This is a genomic window from Acinetobacter kookii (assembly GCF_900096895.1).
GTDB classification, from domain to species: Bacteria; Pseudomonadota; Gammaproteobacteria; order Pseudomonadales; family Moraxellaceae; genus Acinetobacter; species Acinetobacter kookii.
In genome coordinates, this window is sequence record NZ_FMYO01000001.1 from 481,708 (window position 1) to 503,361 (window position 21,654).

Genomic DNA, 21,654 nt, shown 5'->3' on the forward strand with positions numbered 1-21,654 from the left:
GATGCTTATGAGTAATTCAGATATCTTCCAAACACCAACAGAGTTAAAGTTGGAAAAATTAAGCTTTTGCCCAACGAATGCAAAGGGATTACAAGAATGGGTATCCAATTTATCCATTCTTCAACTGGGGAATTCTTCTAAAGAACTTTTCAATGCATTGCTGGAAATATCAGAACTTAAATGTCCGGAAATGTTGCGTTTTGACTTGATTCAAATCCTGCATCCGACCCTGGATAACGTTTTAAGCAGTCTGGAAAAGCATTTTTTCAATCAGGGGCTGGCGAGCAATGACCGCAGTGACCAGATTATTGAACTGGCGATGCTGTTACGTAGTCATTTTGCTAAAATTTATATCGATATTTCAAAACGCTGCAACACCCAGCTCAGCATGCAAAAGTTTTCTCTATTTGCATTCAACCAGAAGAAAAGTTTGCAGACTGCCAGAATCGTGTCTACTTATTATGCCTTGCAGCAGCTGTCTTTATTGCTTTATCAACAGCATCTGCTGTATAGCACGCCTTTATTTGGACAATGGTTAATTGCACATCAGCTGATTGAATGTGCAATTAAAAATAATTTTTATCAAACCAATATTAACCAGATTTTAGACACGCAACATCCTTTACAAACCGTTGCTCAGGCTTATTCACAACTGGTGTTGCTGGAAATTCTGAATACCCATCAAATTCGGCCTTCTGAAATGCAGGGCTTATATTTATGCAGTTTCGACTGGGCAAAACTGGTCCATATATTACCTAAGGAAACGACGCTTTCTCGTTATATTGTCGATATTCATAAAGACTATCCCCCTGTTTTCAATGTCAATCAATCCAGTTTATATAAACCAACCATTTATATTTCAACGCAAAATTTATTAGATCACCTCTCGGAAACCCAAACCAAAAAGTCGGGTTATCTATCGCGTAATGAAAAGATATTCTTAACGCCGGCGCTGCATTTCCATATTCACAATCTGCTTACGACCAATACGGAACGTCGTCATGAGCGTTATGAATATTCTGCACAATTACAAATCTGCTTCAGTCTTTCAGTGGCACATTTTTACCTGTCTAAGGGCAAAAACTTTCATGAGACTCTGGATCTAGATGGCAATTATCAGTTCCACAATGAAAGCAGCTTTATTAATTCGATGAATTCGAATATTCCTGCTGAAATGACGACGGCGAAAACTCTAGACCGGGAAGCCAAACAAATTTATCCCGCAGAAGTTCTGGACATCAGTGTCAATGGTTACAGAATTAAATGGAATGGCGCTGCACCTTCGAATTTGAAAACCGGCGAATTTATTTTAATTCAGGAAAATACCCACAGTCCCTGGCGTGGTGGTGTGATCCGCTGGATCAAGCAGTCCACAGCCAAAAGCCTGGAACTGGGACTGGAAGTCCTGGCACAAGATTTATTCCCTTGTGCTGTCATGATCAAAACTGATCGTCATAGCCATAACTACCAACCTGCCCTGATCGTTCAGTCTAGCCAGCTTGATGAGGTATCCACCAGCCTGATCGTTTCCGGTTCACATATGTTTAGAGAAAAACAAACCATTCATCTGCGCTTGGGACAAGAAGAAATAAAAATTTATTTAACCAAAGCACAAATCATTACACAAAGTTTTATTCATTTTGAGTTCGAATTACTGAATGAGCATCAAGAAAACCTGATCAAGAACTTTATTAATAAGCAAACGAATGAAGTCAAGAATCACGATTTATGGGAAGCATTGAAGTGAGAAATCCATTATTGTCCAAAAAGTTAAAGCGTACTGAAACACGTTTACTCATTATCGATGACAATCAGATCCGTTTTAACCAAATTCGTGACCTTTTAACATCAAGTGAACATGTGGTACATGCTACCTTGCTGGATGACTTACAAAATTTTGAAAAACAATTACATCATCCATGGGATCTGGTGATTTTTGGCCGTGCTTATGACCTGAAATATGAACAGGCGTTAAGCTTAATCCGTCTGTCTAAGCAACCCAACCTTCCTATGATCCTGCTCAAGCCTGATGATTATCAAGCTGATCAATATGCGGGATATATTCGTAAAGGCGTCTATGACATTCTTAATCTGGATTATCCAGATCGTTTTTATCTCGGGCTTTTACGTGCACTTTCACTCAGTCGTTTGGTCCTGACGCAACAACATTTAATGGAAGAGCTAGAAACAGCTCAAACGCATGCCCAGTCCTTAGTTCAAGAGAGCAATAAAGCCATTGCATTAATTCAGGAAGGTATTCATGTTCAGGCTAACCCTGAATATTTAGCACTTTTTGGAATTAAGAATGAAGATGAGATTGTTGGACTTCCCCTTCTGGATCTGCTTCAGCCTAAAGATTTAAATGACTTTAAGCTACGTTTTAAAAAAATTTCACAAGGTCAGTTTGATTTGGGGCGTTTTGAAATCAACAGCCTCAATGATCAGGTCTCTATTCCCAACCCGCTTAAAATCGAGTTTTTGCCCTCTACGGATGAAGAAGATGCGGTACAAATTACCGTTGATATTGACTCTTCACCATCAGCTCAGGCGACCTCTCCGACTGATGCTCCAAAGCCGAATACTTATCAGCTGATTAATCGCACAATTACTCAACAGCCTTCTGATATCAATGCATTAGTTCTATTCTCCTTGACTTCCTGCCCGGACAGCATTTTTGAAGGTGAATGGGATACTTTCAAAAAGTATTTCAGCAATATCAAGGAATTTTTAAAAGAACAAACTCATGTTCCCTTATTTGAAATGAGTTCTGGAATTTACGTTGCTTTGTTCCAAGCTGAATCCAAAGCCAAGTTAGAGTCAAAACTTATCGGTTTAAGCTCGCTGAAAAAACCGCAATTGCTGTCGATTAACCAAACATCTTATCCGCTTAATCTAAGAATTGGCTATACGCTGTTAGATACTGAAATACGCGATGAAAAACATTTTGAACAATTTATTGCTTCAGCTTATAAGACTGTTTTACCAGAAAATCAGCCGACTCCAGCACTTGAATTAGAAACACCATTAGTCATTCCAAGCATTGATCTCCACCAGCCCGAAATTAAGGCAGCACCGAGTTCGCCTGAAGCAGCCCTACTCCGAGCCTTGCAACAAAGTCTGGATCGTGGTGAAATTCATCTTAAATATCAGCAACTTTACGATAAGCAAGACACCAATTTATATACTTATGAAGTGACCAGTGGCTTTATTTATGAGAATACCTGGAAAGATTTGGCAGGTTTAAGAGAACTTGCAGAAGATCCTGAATTATCTATTAAACTGGATCGCTGGATACTCGTGGAGTCATGTAAACAACTGCATAATTTCATTACTCAATATCCTGAAGCAAGATTGATTGTGAATCTGAATAAAGCGGTTCTATTACACGATCGCACTTTCCCTGAATTTATTTCAAAACTCATTACCATTGTGCGCAGTAAATTGAAGCATCCGTTAATTTTACAATTTTCGGAAGAAGATATTAGTCAAAATATTTCAGATGCCCAAAAGTATATTGCCCAGTTACGTCAATTTGGTGCTGAAGTTTCCCTCAGAGACTTTGGTAATACCATTTATAGCGAGTCGATGTTACGTCAACTGGATGTAAATTGTTTAACCTTGCATCAGAATTTGACCAAAATGTTGCAGGCAGAAAAAACGACCCAGGAGTTACAGGAAAAACTGAGCGCTTTCCAGGAAATCAAACCTGGCGAAATCATGCTGCGTGACCTGAATGACATGACCCTGTTTGCAAATGCCTGGAATGTGGATGCACGTTTTATTCAGGGCGATTATTTCCAGAAAAAACTGGATCATTTGATTGATGTACAAGACCAATAGGTCTTGTACAAAGTTTGTCATTGAGTCATTGATGAAATGACAGGCATAAAAAAACGGGCAAGAAGCCCGTTTTTTTCATTTTGGGTATTAACGTTTGATAGAACGTGACATACCAGCAAAACGTTGTTTGAATTTGTCGATACGGCCGCCAGTGTCCACATTCTTTTGTTTACCAGTATAGAATGGGTGGCATGCTGAACATACGTCTAGGTAAATTGTTTCTTTACCAAGCGCTGAACGAGTTTCGATTACGTTACCACATGAACAAGTAGCAACTAATTTTTCATATTTTGGGTGAATATCGGCGCGCATCGTCGATTACTCCTAAGTTAAGAAAGGCTTATGCTGTCATCGCAATTGATCACTCTCATGATTCATGAGGAATAAGCTTAATCCAGGAAAAAGCTAGACCAACACCACAACAGACCATTCTTTTGGCCCACCGAGACGGATACCGTCAGAGCTAAGCACAACAAGTGGGCGCAATTATACGGGAAAAAATAACAGATAGCGAATTATTCTTTACATTCTTCTATCGCGTTAAGCTCATCTGCAGGATGTTTTGACCAGTAGTTGGCAATGACTCCACAGACCATGAGCTGAATCTGATGAAAAATCATAATAGGGAGAACAATCATACCCAACGGCTGCCCAATAAACAGAATTTGTGCCATCGGCACCCCACTGGCCAATGTTTTTTTGGAGCTGCAAAAGAACATCGCGACTTGGTCTTCCCGGTTAAAACCCAGCCATTTCGGAATATATAAAGCCAGTAGCATGATAATGGTCAAAAATACTGAACAGACCAGCGTCAAAGCCAGTAATGTTTGCCAGCTGACTTCTTGCCACAAACCGGCGACCACAGCCCCACTAAATGCCCCATACACCACCATCAAAATAGTACCCTGATCGAATGCTTTGACAATACTGGGCAATTTCAACATATACGGATAAACATAAGGGCGTAATATTTGCCCCAATATAAATGGGACCAGTAACAATAAGGTAATTTGAAGAATTGAGGATGTAGGATCAAAGCCATGTTGCGACTGACCTAAAATAAAGAAACTCACCAATACAGGGGTAATAAACATGCCGACGATATTGGAAAATGAAGCACTGCACACTGCACTGGCGACATTGCCTTTTGCCACCGAGGTAAATGCAATGGAAGATTGCACGGTTGATGGCAAGAAGCACATGAACAGGAAGCCCCAGTACAACTCTTTGCCCAACATCGGTAAAAGAAGCGGCTTGGCCAATAGACCTAAAAGCGGAAATAATGCAAAAGTGAAAGCAAACACCACCACATGGAATTTCCAGTGCATGATGCCCTGCACCACCGCTTCTCGGGACAGTTTTGCCCCATGCAAAAAGAATAGAATCGCAATTGCCACCGAGGTGATTACACTAAAAATATCCGCAGCCAGCCCCGATATAGGCAGAAGGCTTGCCAAGATCACCATCACAATCAACAAAATAGTAAAGCGATCCAATGCCAATAATTTTAACATCGCTACTTCCTGTAATCATTGAAAATATTAAAAAGCCCAATAAGTGAATTTACCTACTGGTAAAGTTTCATCTTACTGGGCTAAATAAATAAAGCCAGTTTTTCAACTCAATGTTGAATATTTAGTTTATCTATATCACTTTATGATCAGACTTCTTTCATCAATTCTTTTTATTTCTCTTGCGCAGACTTGAAATACATTTCAATTCAGCTCAGGCAGAAAAATACAAAAGATGTGAATAATGATGAAAGAAATCTATTAGTTATTTCTGGCATTAACATCTTGCTGAATCAGCTCAATTTTATAGCCGTCCGGATCTTCAACAAAAGCGATCACGGTAACACCACCCTTCATTGGCCCAGCTTCACGCACTACCTTACCGCCACGTGCCTTAATCTCTTCACAGGCTTTGTAGGCATCATCAACCGCAATGGCAATATGACCATAAGCATTTCCCAGCTCATAACTTTCTGTGTCCCAGTTATGGGTCAACTCCAGTACCGTATGATCTTTTTCATCGCCATAACCGACAAAAGCCAGAGTGAATCGGCCTTCTTCATAATCGCGTTTACGAAGCAAAGTCATACCGAGTACTTCAGTATAGAACTTTAAAGATTGTTCCAAATTGCCTACACGTAACATGGTATGCAGCATGCGCATAATTCATTTTCCTATGTTTTCCATTTTTACAGACACTATAGGGACTTGGTGTGGAAAATTCAATTTAGCAATCTGGCGGTGGATATCATTTATTGTTCCACTTCCCTGTTGTTTTGACATTTTTAAATCATATTATGCTTAACAGCACAGCGCGCCGTAAGGATGGAGTCATTGCTTAGGCTATTTACAAGATAAAATTGAATCCTTACCACAATTTTTAGCTCAAGAAAAAACCCATTTCATCCTCAAGACAAATGGGTTGTTCGTTCATTTTTTTTAAATTTGAGTTTAGCTCGACTGTTGCTGATGTTCACGCAATAACTTCGCCACCCAGACCACCAGGATTAAAATGGGAATGCCAATCAGCGTGGTCATGAGGAAGAAATTCGGATAACCGATATTGGTCACAATAGTCCCTGAATAGCCACCTAAAATCTTCGGCGTTAAAGTCATCAGTGAACTGAAAATGGCATATTGTACTGCCGTGAAAGATACGCTGGTTAAACTGGACAAGAATGCAATGAATGCTGCACCCGCCAATCCAGATGCCAGGTTATCGACAATAATGGCAAAATATAGCCACAGTGAACTATAAGGTTTAATCACCTTGCCGCTAATTTCAACATCGTCAGTTGATTGAGCATTGACTGCCGCTAAAGGCTGTACATCAATATCCAGACCTTTTGCTGTGGCTGAACCCATATCGACCGTATAGCGATGCTGTGTGCTTAAAATCGCTTTGTCATTATCGATCACTTCAGCCACAAGCTGTTTTGATGCTGAATTTGCAAGGCTTTCCGCGGGAATAGCGGTGCTAAATACCCCTGTCTTGTCCAGATTGGCATCAAATTTCTGTTTATCCAAATGCAAGACAATTTTTTGTGTCTCAGTCAATGGTTGTCCAAAATACTGGCCACGCACCACCAGACTGTTCTCTTGTTCATGTGCAGTAATCACATTATCACTGGTCACCGGCAGAATTTGCATCATGCCCGATTGAGCACCCTGCTGCTGAGCATCCTGTTTTAAATAAGGTACAGCGCTCATGACTGGCGGCTGGGCATCATCGTCATATTGGACTTGAACCTGTACGGCATTGGCTTGGGCCAACACCTGACTCGGCACTTTCAGTTTCCAGTAACCCACCTCATCCGACTGAACCTGATACTTATGCTGACCTACCGTAACTTGAACATCATGGGTCGGCTGACCGGATTTGACCAAACCGATAAAAATCAGGTTAGTTGAGCTGGCCAGAACTGCACCGACAAACATCAGTTTCATAATGTTCATGCGCTGTGCCAGCAAGCCCCCCAGGAAACCACCAACCAGGCTGAAAATCACCCCGTAAATTTTTACCGCTTCGGCAATCTGCTCTTTGCTAAAGTTTAAATCCTGATAGAACACATTGGAAATCACACCGGCAATAATGTCCGAAATACGGTAAAAACCGATGAGCAACAGCAAAACCAAAGCCAGCTTTAGGCCATAGCGTTTAAAGAAATCGGCAATTGGGCTGATCCAGGTTTCCATCGCCATTTGCTTGTTGACCGCACCCATTTTGACCAATAATGTGCCCAGCAATACGGCTACCGCAGCAGATCCAATAAAACGTAGGCTTTCAAAGCAGAACAACAGGAACGAATCGGTAATTGAAAATTGTGCCTTAATAGATTCGGTTAAAGTTCCAGAAAAAATATAGCTCACGACAAAGCCAATCACGGCAACAAAAAATACAGCCACCAGACGATAGTAATCGCTACGCTTATAATCTTTATAGCTACGATCCACCTGCGGTTCACGAATCACGAAAGTGGTGATAATGCCCACCAGCATAACTGCGGCCATAACCAAATACGTGATTTTCCATGCACTATAAATATAGTTTCCCTTGGCCGTGCCAAGCGATGCTGCAAGGAACAACGCACCGGCTCCAGCTACAATCATCCCGATGCGATAACCTGCATTATAAGTCGAGGCAAGCACTGTCTGCATTTCAGTTTCAGCCAGTTCAATACGATAGGCATCAATCACAATGTCCTGAGTCGCTGCAGAAAAACCCAGTAACACGGCGCCTGCTGCCATCTGATACAAATAGCCCTGACCAAGTGCCGGATTAGAAAAAGCCATAATACTGATAGCGCTGATAATTAAAACTTGCGCAATGAGCAACCAGGCCCGACGTCGTCCCAGCTTTTTGGTCAGGAAAGGCACCGGCAACTCGTCAATTAAAGGTGCCCAGACAAACTTGAATGAATAGCCCAGTGCTGCCCAGCTAAAAAAGGTCACAGCGCTTTTTTCAATGCCGGCTTCACCCAACCATAAGGACAGACTGGAAAAGATTAGAAGAATGGGAATACCGGCTGAAAAGCCTAAAAACAGCATGATCAGTGCACGACGATCGAGAAAAGCAGTAAAGGCAGATTTCCACCCTGGAGATTGTGTTGTCATTACGTTGTTTTTTCTGCAAAACTGAATGCTGCTATTCAAACGCTTAATAAGTTCAGTTTCAACAATAATTGTGAAATCATTATTTTATTTTGTCGATAAAAACGACCTGCGCGCTTGAATTTTTCAACTAAACCTGTATACCTTTAAATCTCTATTGCAATATTTTAGTTTTGGATTTAAACAGTGCCCCAAAAACTCGATCAAATGAATTCTTCATTATCTGCAACAACTACAGTGACTCAACCAGACCCTATACCAAGCAGTTTAATTTCAGCATTCGATCAACCGGAAATTCAAAACACCCTGACCAAAACACAGCTTCATCCCAAACAACTGACGCATATTCCCAATCTTGAAAAAATTCCTGCGTCAACACGAAGAATCAAACCGCTCAATGACTTTCTTGGGCAAGATCGCGCACGTGCCTCGGTTGAAGCAGGCATCGCCCTGCCTTACTCGGGCTATAATATTTTTGCAGTCGGTACGGCAGGCTTGGGTAAACGCACCATGATCAAGCGTTTACTGCAACAACATGCCAAGACCATGCAAACCCCAAATGACTGGGTCTATGTCAATAATTTCAAGTTCCCCCGTCAACCGATTGCACTTGAACTTCCACCAGGACAAGCGCCTAAATTCCAGGCCTTGCTGCATCAAACTTGGCAAACCATTTTAAAACAGCTGGAACGGCGCTTTACGGCTGAAACCTACCACAACCGTATTGAAATGATTCGCGAGCAAACTGGCGATGAACAGCAATCGGCCCTAGTCGAACTGACCAAAGAAGGTGCAGACTTTGATTTAAAACTGATTTCACAAGATGATGAACACTGCTTCGTACCGGTTCATCTGAAAGACAATGAATATCAGGAAATGTCCAAAGAAGACATTAATGCCCTGGATAGCAAACAGCGCGCAGAGATTGCCTCGAACATCCGCTACATGAATAAAAAGCTGGAGCGTTTGGGCTTGCATTTGGGTGACCTGGAAGATGACGCACGGGATCAGGTCCAGCATCTCAACCGCGATATTGCCAAGCAAGTGGTGATGCCGCGCATTGACCTGATTCAGAACAAATACCCAGATGTCGATGGCCTGACTGAATATCTGCAATATTATGCGGAAGATATCATCAATAATGTAGAAATTATCCTTGAGCAAGAAGAGGATGATTTTGCTCCGGGCATCTTCAGTCGCGTGCCTTCACGCTATCAGGCCAATATCATCGTTTCCTATAAGCCGAATAGCGGTGCGCCTGTCATTTTCGAAGATTTTCCGACCCACTACAACTTGTTGGGACATGTGGAACAGCTTACTCAAAATGGCACCATTACCACCGACTTTACCCTGATTCGTCCAGGTTCACTGCATAAGGCCAACGGCGGTTTTCTGATGCTTGAAGCCGAACAACTGCTGGAACAGCCTTATGCATGGCAAGGGCTAAAACGTGCCTTGAAATCCGGAAAATTAAAGCTGTCGTCGCTGGAACATATGCTGACCTTAACCGGCAGCATTTCCATCGAACCAGAGGCTATTCCATTAAATATTAAAGTGATTTTGCTTGCAGAACCTGAAATTTATTATGAAATTCTGGAACTGGAACCTGAGCTTGGCAGCGTGTTTAAAATTCGGGCCGATTTCACCGACACATTACAACGTAATGACATTAACGAACAAGCCTATATGCAATTGATTGCAGACTATGTTCAGGCCGATAAACTCTTGCCTTTCGACCGTTCTGCGCTGGCTGCACTACTCACCGATTCAAGCCGTCAGGCGGAAGACCAAAGCTCATTGTCATTGCATGCCTTAACTTTGGGTGACCTGATCCGCGAAGCCCATCATCATGCAGCGCAAGCCGGTGACAAAACCGTTTCTGAAAAACATATCAATACCGCACTTGATCATCGCAAGTATCGCTTGGGTTATTTACGTGAATTGTACTGGCAAGATTTAACACGTGGCACGCAGCTCATCGAAACCAAAGGTCATCGTTTGGGTCAGATCAATGCGCTGTCGGTGATTCAGTATGCCGATGTTGAATTTGGCCTGCCTTCACGTTTAACGGCGTCGGTCTATCAAGGTGGCGGTGACATTCTGGATATCGAGCGTAGTGTTGAACTGGGCGGCTCACTGCATGCCAAAGGCGTATTGCTGATGTCCAGTTTCCTGAAAGCGCATTTTGGCCGTGAACAGATGCTGCATTTTTCAGCTGCCCTCGCCTTTGAACAAAGTTATGGTCAGATCGATGGCGACAGTGCAACCGTGGCTGAGCTTTCTGCCCTTATTTCTGCCATTAGCCAGTTACCGATTGACCAGTCCTGGGCCATTACCGGCTCCATGAACCAGCTGGGTCAGGTTCAACCGATTGGCGGTGTCAATGCCAAAATTGAAGGCTTTTATGATGCCTGCAAATTGCAAGGCTTGACTGGCAAACAAGGGGTAATTATTCCTTATCAAAATATGGAACACTTGATGTTGCGTCATGATGTAATTGAAGCCGTAGCCCAAGGTCAGTTCCATATTCACGCCATTGAAACCATTGATCAGGCTTTAGAACTTTTAATGGCACGTCCTGTAGGCACACTGAATAAAAAAGGTCGTTACAGTAAAGGTTCAATTTATGCGGCGGTCATGGATCAGTTAGAATATTGGCAGGCGCTGGAAGATGGTGCCGAACTCGAAGAAGAGCCGAAGAAAAAGAAAAAAAAGAAGAAAGACAAGAAAAAGTCCAAAACTGAAGCAGCAACGGATGAAACGGGATCAGCCACATCGGCTGAAACTGTTGCAAATGATCCAAACCACAGATCAGAAGATCGCTGACATTTTCTAAGACATAAAAAAAGCGCCTTCAAGGCGCTTTTTTTCATACCGCATCATTACACTGAATTAAGCTTCAGGTGCCGGGCTGTACTGTTCAACCAAAGGTTTTAACTCACCTTTTTGGAACATATCCAACATGATATCGCTACCACCGATCAATTCGCCATTGATCCACAATTGTGGGAAGGTAGGCCAGTTGGCAATTTTCGGTAAAGTTGCACGAATATCCGGGTTTTCCAAAATATTGACATAAGCAAATGGACGACCAATTTGACTGAGTGCTTCTACCGCACGTGCAGAGAAACCACATTGTGGGAATTGTGGTGTACCTTTCATGTAAAGTAACACTGCATGTTTAGCAATTTGGTCACGAATTAACGCTTCAGTATCGCGTACTTGTTCAGTCATTGATAAATCCTCAACTAATCTGCTTCGCATTATACCCAAAACTGGACGAAACAGTATCTCTAAAGCAATAAATCCATTTTTATTTACATTTGGGCTTTTATTCTGTTCTGGATTTTGCTTATATAAACTTTTATTTTTCCCTCCTAACAGATAAGAGTTAGTCATGAATAACATTACCCTTGCTCCTGTGCAAACTGATCAACCATCTCATTTGATGCCGGTATTTGGCCGTCAGCCGATCAGCTTTGTCCGAGGACGAGGTTCTTATCTTTATACTGAAGATGGTACTGAATACTTAGATGCCTTAACCGGTATTGCCGTATGTGGCCTGGGTCATTCACACCCTGCGGTCACTGAAGCGATTGCCGAACAGGCCGCCACCCTGATGCATACCAGCAACATTTTTGAAGTGCCTTGGCAAACGGCTGCTGCACAAAAACTGGCAGAAGTTTCCGGCATGGAAGAAATTTTCTTCTCCAATAGTGGTGCAGAATCAAATGAAGGTGCCATTAAAATCGCGCGTAAATTTGGTCATATGCAAGGGATCAACACCCCAAAAATTATTGTGGCAGATCATTCTTTCCATGGCCGTACCCTGGCGACCCTTTCAGCAACGGGTAACAAAAAGGTTCAGGAAGGTTTTGCGCCTTTGGTTGAAGGTTTTATCCGTGTGCCATTTGGTGATATCGAAGCGATTGAAGAAGCTGCAATTCAGCATCCAGACATCGTGGCAATTCTGGTTGAACCAATTCAGGGTGAAGGTGGCGTCAATACTGCCCCTCAAGGCTTTAGCTACCTGGAAGAAATCCGTCAAATCTGTAATCAGCACAACTGGCTGATGATGCTGGACGAAGTTCAAACGGGTAATGGCCGTACCGGTAAATACTTTGCTTACCAGCACACCAATATTGTTCCCGATGTACTCACCACTGCCAAAGGTTTAGGCAATGGTTTTCCGATTGGTGCAGTGATGACCCAAGGCCGCGGCGTCGGTGTGTTAACGGCTGGCAACCATGGTTCTACTTATAGTGGTACTGCCCTGGGTTCACGTGTGGTTTATACGGTTATTGATACCCTTCAAAAAGAACATCTGGTTGAAAATGCTGCAAAAATGGGGAGTTATATCGTTGAGCAGTTGACCCAGCAACTGGCTGATCAAAACGTTAGCGTTCGTGGTTTTGGTCTGATGATTGGTATTGAGTTACCAAAAGCCTGTGGAGAATTGGTCAATGTAGCACGTGATGAATATCATTTAATTGTCAATGTGACTGCCGGTTCTGTCATCCGTTTATTACCGCCACTAAACATTAACCAAGAACAGGCAGATCAATTGATTGAACGCCTGGTTAAAATGATCAAGGATTATTTGGCTTAAGCCTTCAACCCAATCTAAAAAAGCCGCTGATCGCGGCTTTTTTTTGTGCTCTATTCTTATGAGACTGTCTGGTAAATTCTTCCGCCGGGTAACTGGCTAAAGTATTGTTTTAATGCCTCTAAACAGCGATGAACCTTCATCGGCTGCTGATCTTTTTTTGCTGTGATGGCATATAAGGTGAAATTTTCTAGTTTCCACTCTGGTAAAACTTCCACCAGCGAGCCATTCACTAAATCTTTTTGTACATCCAGATATAAAATTCGTGCAATACCATGTCCTTGCAAACATAATGATTTTGCCACCAGGACGTTATTGGTACTTAAACGTGATTTCATTTCCAGATTCACTGTTTTATCTGACGCCGCATGTTGAAATGAAAAATGTTGATAATTTTTCATAATATTGATTGGAATCAGGTCATGATGGTTTAAATCTTCAGGCCGCGATACAGGCGCCGACTGATTCAAATAACTTGGAGAAGCCACCAACACCTGCTCTACCAGAGCCAGAGGCATCACATTCAAATGATGATCTTCTATTTTTGGACTCATGCGCAAGGCAATATCAATACGCCCTTCCATTAAATCAATATATTGATTATCTGCCTCTACATGGACAGCTAAACCACGGTGTGCCTGCATCCAGTGAGACAATGCAGGAATCACATGATTCGCACCAAGTTCCGGGGTTGTGGCAATGCGTAAATCCCCTACCAAGTCATCGCGTAACTCGTTGATACGGATTTTCCCACGCTCTGCAGCGGCAAGCATTTCTTGACAGCTGTGGAAAAAGGCCAGTCCGGCTTCAGTCAAATTTAATTTTCTCGTAGATCGATGTAGAAGTGTGACTTCCATTTCATTTTCTAAAGAACGAATTTGCTGACTCACGGCGCTGGTCGTGATTCCTAACTCACGTGCAGCACCGCTAAACGAGCTTTTTTCAACAACACAAGCAAACACACCCATTGCTCGAAGTTGATCTAACATAAATTTCCCTCTGAACTTATGATTACTTTATCTTTCCGATAAAAGCAACTCATTGTATTATACGGTGAAATTTATGTTTTGTATTTGTAAAATTTAATTTATTGGTAAAACGATGGTCGGATTGATAGGTTTGCCATTTAAACGTACCTGAAACTCCAGCATGGTGCGACTGGTTCCTGTTGAACCCATTTCAGCAATTTTCTGCCCGGCTGTCACATTCTGGCCACTGCTCACATTCATTTTACTGTTGTGGGCATAAGCCGTAATGTAGCCATCGATATGCTTGATCAGAATTAAATTGCCATATTCTTTCAAACCATCTGCTGCATAGACCACTTGACCATCTGCCGCTGCAAAAATAGGATCACCCGTATTCCCGCCATAGCGAATACCTTTTACATTTGCAGCCACATTAAAGCTTGCAATAACTGGGCCATTACTTGGTTTTACCCAGCGCAAAGCAGAAACTTGCGAAGATGCCACGGGTGCAGTTGTCGTAGTTACCGGAACAGCAGGTTTAGCCGGTGCAGTCGGAAGCTGAACGGTTTGGCGCTGAATCGGTGCCGCCTGGGTCACCGCTTGTGTAGTGGTCGTCCGACGTGAGCCTGAATCCTTTAAACGCAAAGATTGACCGACATAAATGCGATAGGGTGCCGCTATATCATTCATATCAGCCACACTGGTATAAGCCAGACCATAACGTGCAGCAATTCCGCTTAATGTATCTCCAGACCGAACAGTATAGTAATCTGGCGCAGCCGCGTAACGTGTTGCATTATGAACTTGTGGTTTTGAAGCACAACCACTCAAAATGGCTGTGGCAATAACAGCTGTAGACAACACCATGGTTTTCAACAAGCCTGCAGGCGCAGCAAATATGCGATACGGTGACACCAAGTGCATTAATCTTCCTCTCTACACATTAAGTCTGTTTATTGGTTTGCGCTAAGATTAGCAAAAAAGCATCTGAAAAATATGTTCAATTCCGCTTTTTCACAAAGTTATAACACTACTGGACACTATTTAGAAAACTGTGCGTGTAATGTGTGCAAAATCTCATAATTTGTGGCGTCCATTTGAATCGGCGTAATACTGACATAACCATTTGCCACCGCAAAAAAGTCCGATTCGATTTCAGTTAAACCTTTTTTAGGTTCAGCAACTGCCTCTCCTGACAATCCAATCCAATAAACCTGACGTCCACGTGGGTCTACATGACTGGTAATTGGTTTAGATTGACTGCGACGTCCCTGATAGGTAATTTTCGAACCTTTCAATTCAGATATATCTGGAATATTCACGTTAAAAATATGACGAGGCGGTAAAATCGGCAACCCCTGGACAATGAAATCATGTACCCATTTTGCTGCCACGGCATAATCATTCGGGCTGTCATAGGAACGCACATTGGGACCGGCCATAGATACGGCAATAGCCGGCTGTTTCATCAGGCGGCCTTCGAAGGCGGCTCCGACGGTGCCTGAATAAAGCACATCATCACCCAGATTTGCTCCACTGTTAATTCCGCTGACCACCAGATCAAATTCAAAATCAAATAAGCCGTTCATTGACAGATATACACAGTCTGCAGGCGTGCCATTGACCGCCCAAACATCGGTTGAAATCTGAACAGGCCGTAAAGGACGGTCTAAAGTCAGGGCGCTGGAAAAACCACTGCGTTCACTTTCAGGAGCAACAACGACTACACGGCCAAGCGGAGCCAGGGCTTGAGCCAATGCTTGAATACCGGGAGCAAAAACGCCATCATCATTGGCAATTAATATATTCACTACAACATCTCTTAACGGTTAAAAATGACTAATCAGAACATTTGATTGAATTGTATAGAAAATTATATATATTTGACGCTCAACATCCATTCAAAAAGTGTGATTTAAAAATGACTAAAAGCATATCATTTCGTGGCTTATTGGGGTTAGGCATTGCGGCATTATTATCTTCTAGTGTGTTAGCCAATGACGGCTTATCTTTAGAAGAAGCCAATACGATTGTGAAAGAAGACCTTGCTTCAACTCAGGTGATGGCTGAAGTATGCCCTGCCATTATTGGTAAAAATGCAAAATTTGATCAAAACATTCAGCTGTTGATTCAAGCCTATCTGCAAGACTATTCCGATAAATCAATGACTTTCGATAAAATTCAAGCAGATTCAGAATATAAGGCTGTACTGAATGAAGCCCGTCAGGCGGCAAAAGAAACCAGCCAGGATGAGCAAAAATCGGTTTGTGATGATGTGGTCAATTATCAGGCTTGATATAGAACACTGGCTTTAGATTAAGTCATCATAATCTTGAACATTTACAATGATCATCGGCATAAAGAAGTTTCTTCTTTATGCTTTTTTTTGATGCTTTTCTCAGCTCCAACTCTTTTTATAAACCGGGTCATGTTCAACAGCTTCAATACATTTATGTACTTACAATTACGAAAAATATCGTTAAGCTTATTATCGTTAAGCTTATTTTTATTGTGATGTTTTTAAATCATTCAGGTCTTTTTAATGAAATTATTTATGCTTAAGTCACTTTCTTTGGGACTGTTGACCACTGCCGCAATGGCTCTTTCCATGACTCACGCAGCCACACAAAAAGATGAAAATATTGAAGTGACTCCGCTACAAAAAATCACCCAGCAAGAGCTGGCTGCCATTTATGTACTCTCGGAAGTATGTCCAGGTTTAGTGAAAGATCATGCTAAATTTGAACAAGGATATGCCAAGCTGGCACAGGAATATTTACCTGCCGAAAATAATGCGGTTTCAAGCCTGGCTAAACTCAGTAAAGAGAAAAAATTTAAACCTATTTTAGCTGAAGCACGCACGGATGCGAAAAAAGCAGGTGACGCAAAAAACCAGGAAATTTGCCAAGAACTTACCACATACAGCAAATAACACAAATTGGTTACAATACTTTTGAAATAAGCTGATTTCCCCCATAGAAGTCAGCTTTGCTTTGTCCTAAAATGCAAAGCTCTTTGTGCTTATTATTAAGATATTGGAACCACCCAGAATGACCCACAAAAGCGCCCTTGCTGCATTATTACTATTGCCGAGCTTCACATACGCAGCAACTGTCTTATCTGCACCGCCAGAACTCAATAATAAATCTTATGTTTTAATGGATTATGAGACAGGGCAAATCCTCGCATCAAAAAATGAAAATGAAAAATTAGCACCAGCCTCCATGACCAAGATGATGACCAGTTACATCATCGAACAGAAGTTATTGAGCGGTGAACTGACTGAAAATGAAAAAGTTCGCATGAACGAATCTGCGTGGTGTCGTGGCAGCAGCACGGAATCATGTATGTATGTCCCGCTTAACGGTACTGCAACGGCACTGGAAATGCTGCGCGGGATTATCATCCAGTCTGGTAATGACGCCTCTAAAGCCATGGCAGAACATATTGCCGGCAATGAAGGTACTTTTGCCCACATGATGAACCAGGAAGCAAAACGTATTGGCATGACCAATACCAGCTTCATCAACGCAACGGGTATGCCTGCTGAAGGTCACTACTCGACTGCCAAAGATATGGCGACACTTGCGCAACATATCATTCATGACAGTTCAAAGTATTATCCAATCTATTCTGAAAAAGAATTTACCTTTAACGGCATTAAACAGGGTAACCGTAATGCCTTGCTTTATACTGACCCGAGCGTAGACGGTTTAAAAACCGGCCATACTGAAGAAGCCGGTTATTGCTTAACTACCTCTGCCAAACGTGGTCCATTACGTTTAATTTCCGTGATTTTTGGTGCACCAAGCATGAATGAGCGTGCATCACAAACACGTGAACTTTTGGCTTGGGGTTATGCAAACTTTGAAACCGTAAAAGTTCAACCTGCCAATCAGGTTCTGGCTAAATCAAAAGTCTGGTATGGCAAAAGCAATGATGTTCAAATTGGCCTGGCAGAAAACTTTAACGTGACCATGCCTAAAGGCGAAGCCAATGCCATTAAAACTCAACTGGTGGTTCAGCCTAAACTGACTGCACCTTTGAAAAAAGGTCAAGTGGTAGGTAAATATGTGGCTACCTTGAACGGTAAAGTGATTGCGGAAAAACCGCTTGTTGCCCTTCAGGCTGTTGAAGAAGCCGGTTTCTTTGCCAAAATGATTGATCACATCAAGCAATTCTTTGCAAACTTGTTCTAAGCCCAGTTTTAGACTTAAGTTAAAGCATCCATACTTCGGTCTGGGTGCTTTTTTATTTTATAATGCTTGAAACCCACAGACTGAAACTCTCACATGGCTAAAAACATTCGTCCCTATTTAGATATTGCACCGCAGATTGATGACTCATGTTATGTCGATGACATGTCTGTCGTGATTGGCGATGTGGTACTTGCTGAAAACGTTTCGGTGTGGCCGTTTGCCGTGATTCGTGGTGATGTCAATCATATCCGTATTGGTAAAAATTCCAATGTGCAAGATCATGCCATGCTGCATGTCAGCCATAAAAAAGCCGATAAACCTGAAGGTTCACCGTTAATTATTGGTGAAGATGTGACCATTGGCCATCATGTGACTTTACATGGCTGTAGCATTGGCAATCGGGTATTGGTGGGGATCAACACCATCGTTTTAGATGATGTCATTATTGAAGACGATATAATGATTGGCGCAGGCTCTTTGGTACCACCGCGTAAACGTCTGGAAAGTGGCTATTTATATGTGGGCAGTCCGGTACAAAAGGTCCGCCCTTTAACCGATAAAGAAAAAGAGTTTTTGCCTTATTCGGCACGGCATTATGTGAAGGTGGCGGGGAATTATAAATAGAGCATCAGGATGCTGCGTTTATTAATAAAAAAGTACAATCCATTTCAAAAGTAAAAAACATTCAGTGCTATAATTTAATAGTGCCATCTATAAAAATACGCATAACAAAGCTACATCGTGTCATCAATATGATGTAGCTTCAATATTATGATTTAGCTATACAAGTGGCTTACAAATCTCTTGTCTGAATGTGACCGAATGAATCAAAGCCAAATGCTCCAATTGCACATTGAGCGTGATCTTGTCTCTATAGAGACGAATTTTAACATCTTCCGTAGATTGAAACTCTTCCAGAATGTGTTTGCTTGGCTCATAGCCCCAATATTTATGTGGCACAAAGTAGTCCATATTAATCACACGCATTGGCATAAGTCCAAAACTGCCGAGTGTGTTGTCTTCTTTGTCTCTTAAATCCATTTTAAAGCAAACACGTGGGCGGTTAAGATCTGGCCCAATCACAGCCTTATAGTTCAATTTATTAACAGCACCTTTATAGAGTACGGTCGATTTCACCACTTTGGCTCTTTGTTGATTACGTTTAATGGCACTACGCTTCATAAATAGTTCAATATCTTGCACCTCAAAAGTATAGCCATCACGATCTTGATCGATTTTTTTACCGCCCACTTTAAAATAAAAACCATTTTTCATCATGTCATCTGTAATGGCTTTAAACACATCGATATATTTACTTTCTTCGCTAATCAAGCTTTCTACGTTTAAGCTGTTTTTAATTTCAATTTTTTGCTCGTTGGCAAATGCCAATGTACTACACGTCATAAGTGAAGCTAAGCTTAATGGTTTGATCATCTTATTTCCTCTTAATTAAAAAAATCATCATTGCCTAAACTTAAACCATCCTCCTTTTTCTTTACTGTTGCAGATGGTTGTGGTTTTTCAATCTTTGGCTGTATAGGTACAGTTTGTGCTTCAACCGTTGGTGCCGTATCAGTGGTTGCTGTCGTTGCTACGTCCGCTGTCATGTTGATCACATCAGCAGCGGTGTTTGCATGTTTATCTGAGTCATCTACATGTATTTGGTGTTGATCTCGTTCCTGTTGACGAACACCCTGTTCATTCAATTCATTTTCACTTGGTTCATCATATAAATCAGGTGGAAGTTGAACCTCCTCTGCACTTTCATCAAAGCCATACGCTGCATAAGGATCATCAAGATAATCGCTTTGCGTATGGTTCTTTTGATACACATAAAAAGCTATAACGAATCCTATTACACACAAAACCAATAAGATGCGTTTCCGTTTTTTTGATGCATGCGCTATAGCTTCTTGCTTGAGCTTTTCTTCTGCCTCTTTTGCTAGACGTGCTGCTTTGGCTCGACGTTGATCTTCTTCTTCACGTAAGCGTTGCTTTCGAATCGACTCTTTAATCTGTTCATCACGTTGGGCTTTGGCTTGACGTTCTTTTTCGAGTTGTTCTTCGTATTCACGTTTATGCTTTTCAAATTCTTTATCACGCCAAGCACGTTCACGTGCTTTGCGCTCAGCCTCTTCCCGTTCACGTTTGCGTTGTGCTTGTTGTTCTTTACGGTATTGTTCTCGGCGTCGTTCTTTGCTCTGTGATTCTTGCTGTTGGCGTTGCGATTGTTCTTGTTTTTCTTGCTGTGCTTGCGCTTGTCGATCACGTTCAGCTTGTTCACGTTTTTCACGCTCGGCATTGGCTTGGTGTTGACGCTTAGCTTGTTCCTGTTTTTCTCGTTCGGCTTGCTCGGTTTGTTGACGTTTTTTACGTGCAGCTTGTTCTGCCTGTTCACGTTGTCTACGTTCAGCTTCTTGCTGTTGACGGGCTTTAAATTGCTGGAATGAATAAAGTGCAGCGTCGTATTCTTCACGCTTTTCATCATTGAGCAATACATCTTTAGCTTCATTTAGCAGTTTCATCATTTCTTCTGCTTCATGACTATTACCTTGATGGCGATCAGGGTGATATTTAAGAGCTAATTTTCGATACGCCTTTTTAATTTCTTGGCTAATTTCATTGTTATCAACACCCAATAAATCATAAAAATCAATCATTAAAAAAATAAATTATAAATATAAAAGTATTCCAATTATAATGATTTATCCACAAAATTTACTATCTTTTTCATATTTTTTTAATCCTAGATAACGTAATTGAGTCATAGAATAAGCTTCTGACACAGTTCAATGTTCATCAAGTACAGTGGCCTTTTTGATTCTAAAATGAGTTAATCATTTTTCTAATACACAAAGAAATCCCCTCCCGTCATAGCCACCACGCGCTAAATTTTGTAGAATACCCCTTTTATCCCATGGTGCTTTTCTATGACCGCTTGGACTGCCCACGTTACCGTCGCCACTGTTATTGAAAAAAATGGAAAATTCCTTTTTGTTGAAGAACATACTCAAGGGGTAACGCATACTGTATTTAACCAGCCTGCGGGTCATGTCGAATGTGGCGAAACGCTTATACAGGCAGCCATTCGTGAAACCATGGAAGAAACCGGGCATGAAGTAGAAATTACAGACCTGCTTGGCATATATACCTATACTCCCCCGATGTTCCCTGACCGTACCTATTTCCGTTTCTGCTTCTTGGCTAAAGATCTGCATCATCATGCAGAGGCAAAACTGGATACTGGAATCGTGGGTGCCGTCTGGATGACATTGGACGAACTGGAAGAATCTGCACGCGCACGTAGTCCTTTAGTGATTAAAGCCGTGAAAGATGCCTTATCCGGTCAAAAATATCCTTTATCGCTCGTTTACGAGCACCAAAACTCTCCCCTATTTACAACTTTGGATGCTTAATCC

Annotated in this window: 19 protein-coding genes; 9 read left to right on the forward strand and 10 right to left on the reverse strand. The window is 41.8% G+C overall.

What is annotated here, in order from left to right; genetic code table 11:
• Nucleotide 1 precedes the first annotated feature (1 nt).
• Nucleotides 2–1,747, forward strand: a complete 1,746-nt coding sequence (locus tag BLP85_RS02400) for a GTPase (RefSeq protein WP_092818539.1) — start codon at nucleotides 2–4, stop codon at nucleotides 1,745–1,747.
• Nucleotides 1,729–3,840 carry an EAL domain-containing protein gene (locus BLP85_RS02405; protein WP_092818540.1) on the forward strand — a complete coding sequence of 704 codons (2,112 nt, stop codon included), beginning with the start codon at nucleotides 1,729–1,731 and terminating at the stop codon, nucleotides 3,838–3,840. Before BLP85_RS02400 ends, BLP85_RS02405 begins: the two co-directional genes overlap by 19 nt.
• Before the next feature lie 87 nt (nucleotides 3,841–3,927).
• On the opposite strand, the gene rpmE is transcribed toward BLP85_RS02405, so the two are convergent.
• The 4 genes from rpmE to BLP85_RS02425 form a co-directional block, all read right to left on the reverse strand.
• Nucleotides 3,928–4,152 (reverse strand): 50S ribosomal protein L31, encoded by a 225-nt coding sequence (gene rpmE / locus BLP85_RS02410; protein WP_001200845.1) that lies wholly within the window; start codon nucleotides 4,150–4,152, stop codon nucleotides 3,928–3,930.
• A 203-nt stretch (nucleotides 4,153–4,355) separates the two neighbouring features.
• Nucleotides 4,356–5,354 (reverse strand): bile acid:sodium symporter family protein, encoded by a 999-nt coding sequence (locus tag BLP85_RS02415; protein WP_092818541.1) that lies wholly within the window; start codon nucleotides 5,352–5,354, stop codon nucleotides 4,356–4,358.
• A gap of 258 nt (nucleotides 5,355–5,612) precedes the next feature.
• Entirely contained in the window at nucleotides 5,613–6,014 is a 402-nt protein-coding gene (gloA, locus tag BLP85_RS02420; protein WP_092818542.1) for a lactoylglutathione lyase, read from the reverse strand.
• Between the two features lie 288 nt (nucleotides 6,015–6,302).
• A complete protein-coding gene (locus tag BLP85_RS02425; RefSeq protein WP_092818543.1) occupies nucleotides 6,303–8,465 on the reverse strand; it encodes an AmpG family muropeptide MFS transporter in 2,163 nt (720 codons plus the stop codon).
• A gap of 183 nt (nucleotides 8,466–8,648) precedes the next feature.
• Between BLP85_RS02425 and BLP85_RS02430 the strand changes: the two genes are divergently transcribed.
• Entirely contained in the window at nucleotides 8,649–11,288 is a 2,640-nt protein-coding gene (locus BLP85_RS02430; RefSeq protein WP_092818544.1) for a Lon protease family protein, read from the forward strand.
• A gap of 66 nt (nucleotides 11,289–11,354) precedes the next feature.
• On the opposite strand, the gene grxD is transcribed toward BLP85_RS02430, so the two are convergent.
• A complete protein-coding gene (gene grxD, locus BLP85_RS02435; RefSeq protein ID WP_086175639.1) occupies nucleotides 11,355–11,696 on the reverse strand; it encodes a Grx4 family monothiol glutaredoxin in 342 nt (113 codons plus the stop codon).
• Between the two features lie 163 nt (nucleotides 11,697–11,859).
• Between grxD and BLP85_RS02440 the strand changes: the two genes are divergently transcribed.
• The gene (locus tag BLP85_RS02440; RefSeq protein ID WP_092818545.1) at nucleotides 11,860–13,071 is read left to right on the forward strand and encodes an aspartate aminotransferase family protein; all 1,212 of its coding nucleotides are present in this window, start codon (nucleotides 11,860–11,862) and stop codon (nucleotides 13,069–13,071) included.
• Nucleotides 13,072–13,127: 56 nt separating this feature from the next.
• Here the strand turns inward: BLP85_RS02440 and BLP85_RS02445 are convergent, their stop codons facing one another.
• The 3 genes from BLP85_RS02445 to surE all read right to left on the reverse strand — a co-directional run bounded on the left by BLP85_RS02445 (nucleotide 13,128) and on the right by surE (nucleotide 15,847).
• On the reverse strand, nucleotides 13,128–14,057 hold the full coding sequence (locus BLP85_RS02445) for a LysR family transcriptional regulator (protein WP_092818546.1): 930 nt from the start codon (nucleotides 14,055–14,057) through the stop codon (nucleotides 13,128–13,130).
• Between the two features lie 93 nt (nucleotides 14,058–14,150).
• On the reverse strand, nucleotides 14,151–14,960 hold the full coding sequence (locus tag BLP85_RS02450) for a peptidoglycan DD-metalloendopeptidase family protein (RefSeq protein ID WP_092818547.1): 810 nt from the start codon (nucleotides 14,958–14,960) through the stop codon (nucleotides 14,151–14,153).
• A 116-nt stretch (nucleotides 14,961–15,076) separates the two neighbouring features.
• A complete protein-coding gene (surE, locus tag BLP85_RS02455; protein WP_092818548.1) occupies nucleotides 15,077–15,847 on the reverse strand; it encodes a 5'/3'-nucleotidase SurE in 771 nt (256 codons plus the stop codon).
• Nucleotides 15,848–15,957: 110 nt separating this feature from the next.
• Here surE and BLP85_RS02460 point away from each other — a divergent pair, with 110 nt between their 5' ends.
• From BLP85_RS02460 to BLP85_RS02480, 4 genes are all read left to right on the forward strand, one after another.
• A complete protein-coding gene (locus BLP85_RS02460; protein ID WP_092818549.1) occupies nucleotides 15,958–16,332 on the forward strand; it encodes an MCR_0457 family protein in 375 nt (124 codons plus the stop codon).
• Nucleotides 16,333–16,578: 246 nt separating this feature from the next.
• Nucleotides 16,579–16,968 (forward strand): MCR_0457 family protein, encoded by a 390-nt coding sequence (locus tag BLP85_RS02470; protein WP_092818551.1) that lies wholly within the window; start codon nucleotides 16,579–16,581, stop codon nucleotides 16,966–16,968.
• Between the two features lie 118 nt (nucleotides 16,969–17,086).
• Nucleotides 17,087–18,235 carry a D-alanyl-D-alanine carboxypeptidase PBP5/6 gene (dacC, locus tag BLP85_RS02475; RefSeq protein ID WP_092818552.1) on the forward strand — a complete coding sequence of 383 codons (1,149 nt, stop codon included), beginning with the start codon at nucleotides 17,087–17,089 and terminating at the stop codon, nucleotides 18,233–18,235.
• A 93-nt stretch (nucleotides 18,236–18,328) separates the two neighbouring features.
• Nucleotides 18,329–18,859, forward strand: a complete 531-nt coding sequence (locus BLP85_RS02480; protein ID WP_092818553.1) for a gamma carbonic anhydrase family protein — start codon at nucleotides 18,329–18,331, stop codon at nucleotides 18,857–18,859.
• Nucleotides 18,860–19,015: 156 nt separating this feature from the next.
• Here the strand turns inward: BLP85_RS02480 and BLP85_RS02485 are convergent, their stop codons facing one another.
• A complete protein-coding gene (locus BLP85_RS02485) occupies nucleotides 19,016–19,669 on the reverse strand; it encodes a hypothetical protein (protein ID WP_092818554.1) in 654 nt (217 codons plus the stop codon).
• Nucleotides 19,670–19,680: 11 nt separating this feature from the next.
• Entirely contained in the window at nucleotides 19,681–20,895 is a 1,215-nt protein-coding gene (locus BLP85_RS02490) for a DnaJ domain-containing protein (RefSeq protein ID WP_092818555.1), read from the reverse strand.
• A gap of 270 nt (nucleotides 20,896–21,165) precedes the next feature.
• On the opposite strand from BLP85_RS02490, the gene BLP85_RS02495 reads away from it, so the two are divergent.
• Nucleotides 21,166–21,651: an NUDIX hydrolase gene (locus tag BLP85_RS02495; protein ID WP_092818556.1), complete on the forward strand. Its 486-nt coding sequence runs from the start codon at nucleotides 21,166–21,168 to the stop codon at nucleotides 21,649–21,651.
• Nucleotides 21,652–21,654 lie beyond the last annotated feature (3 nt).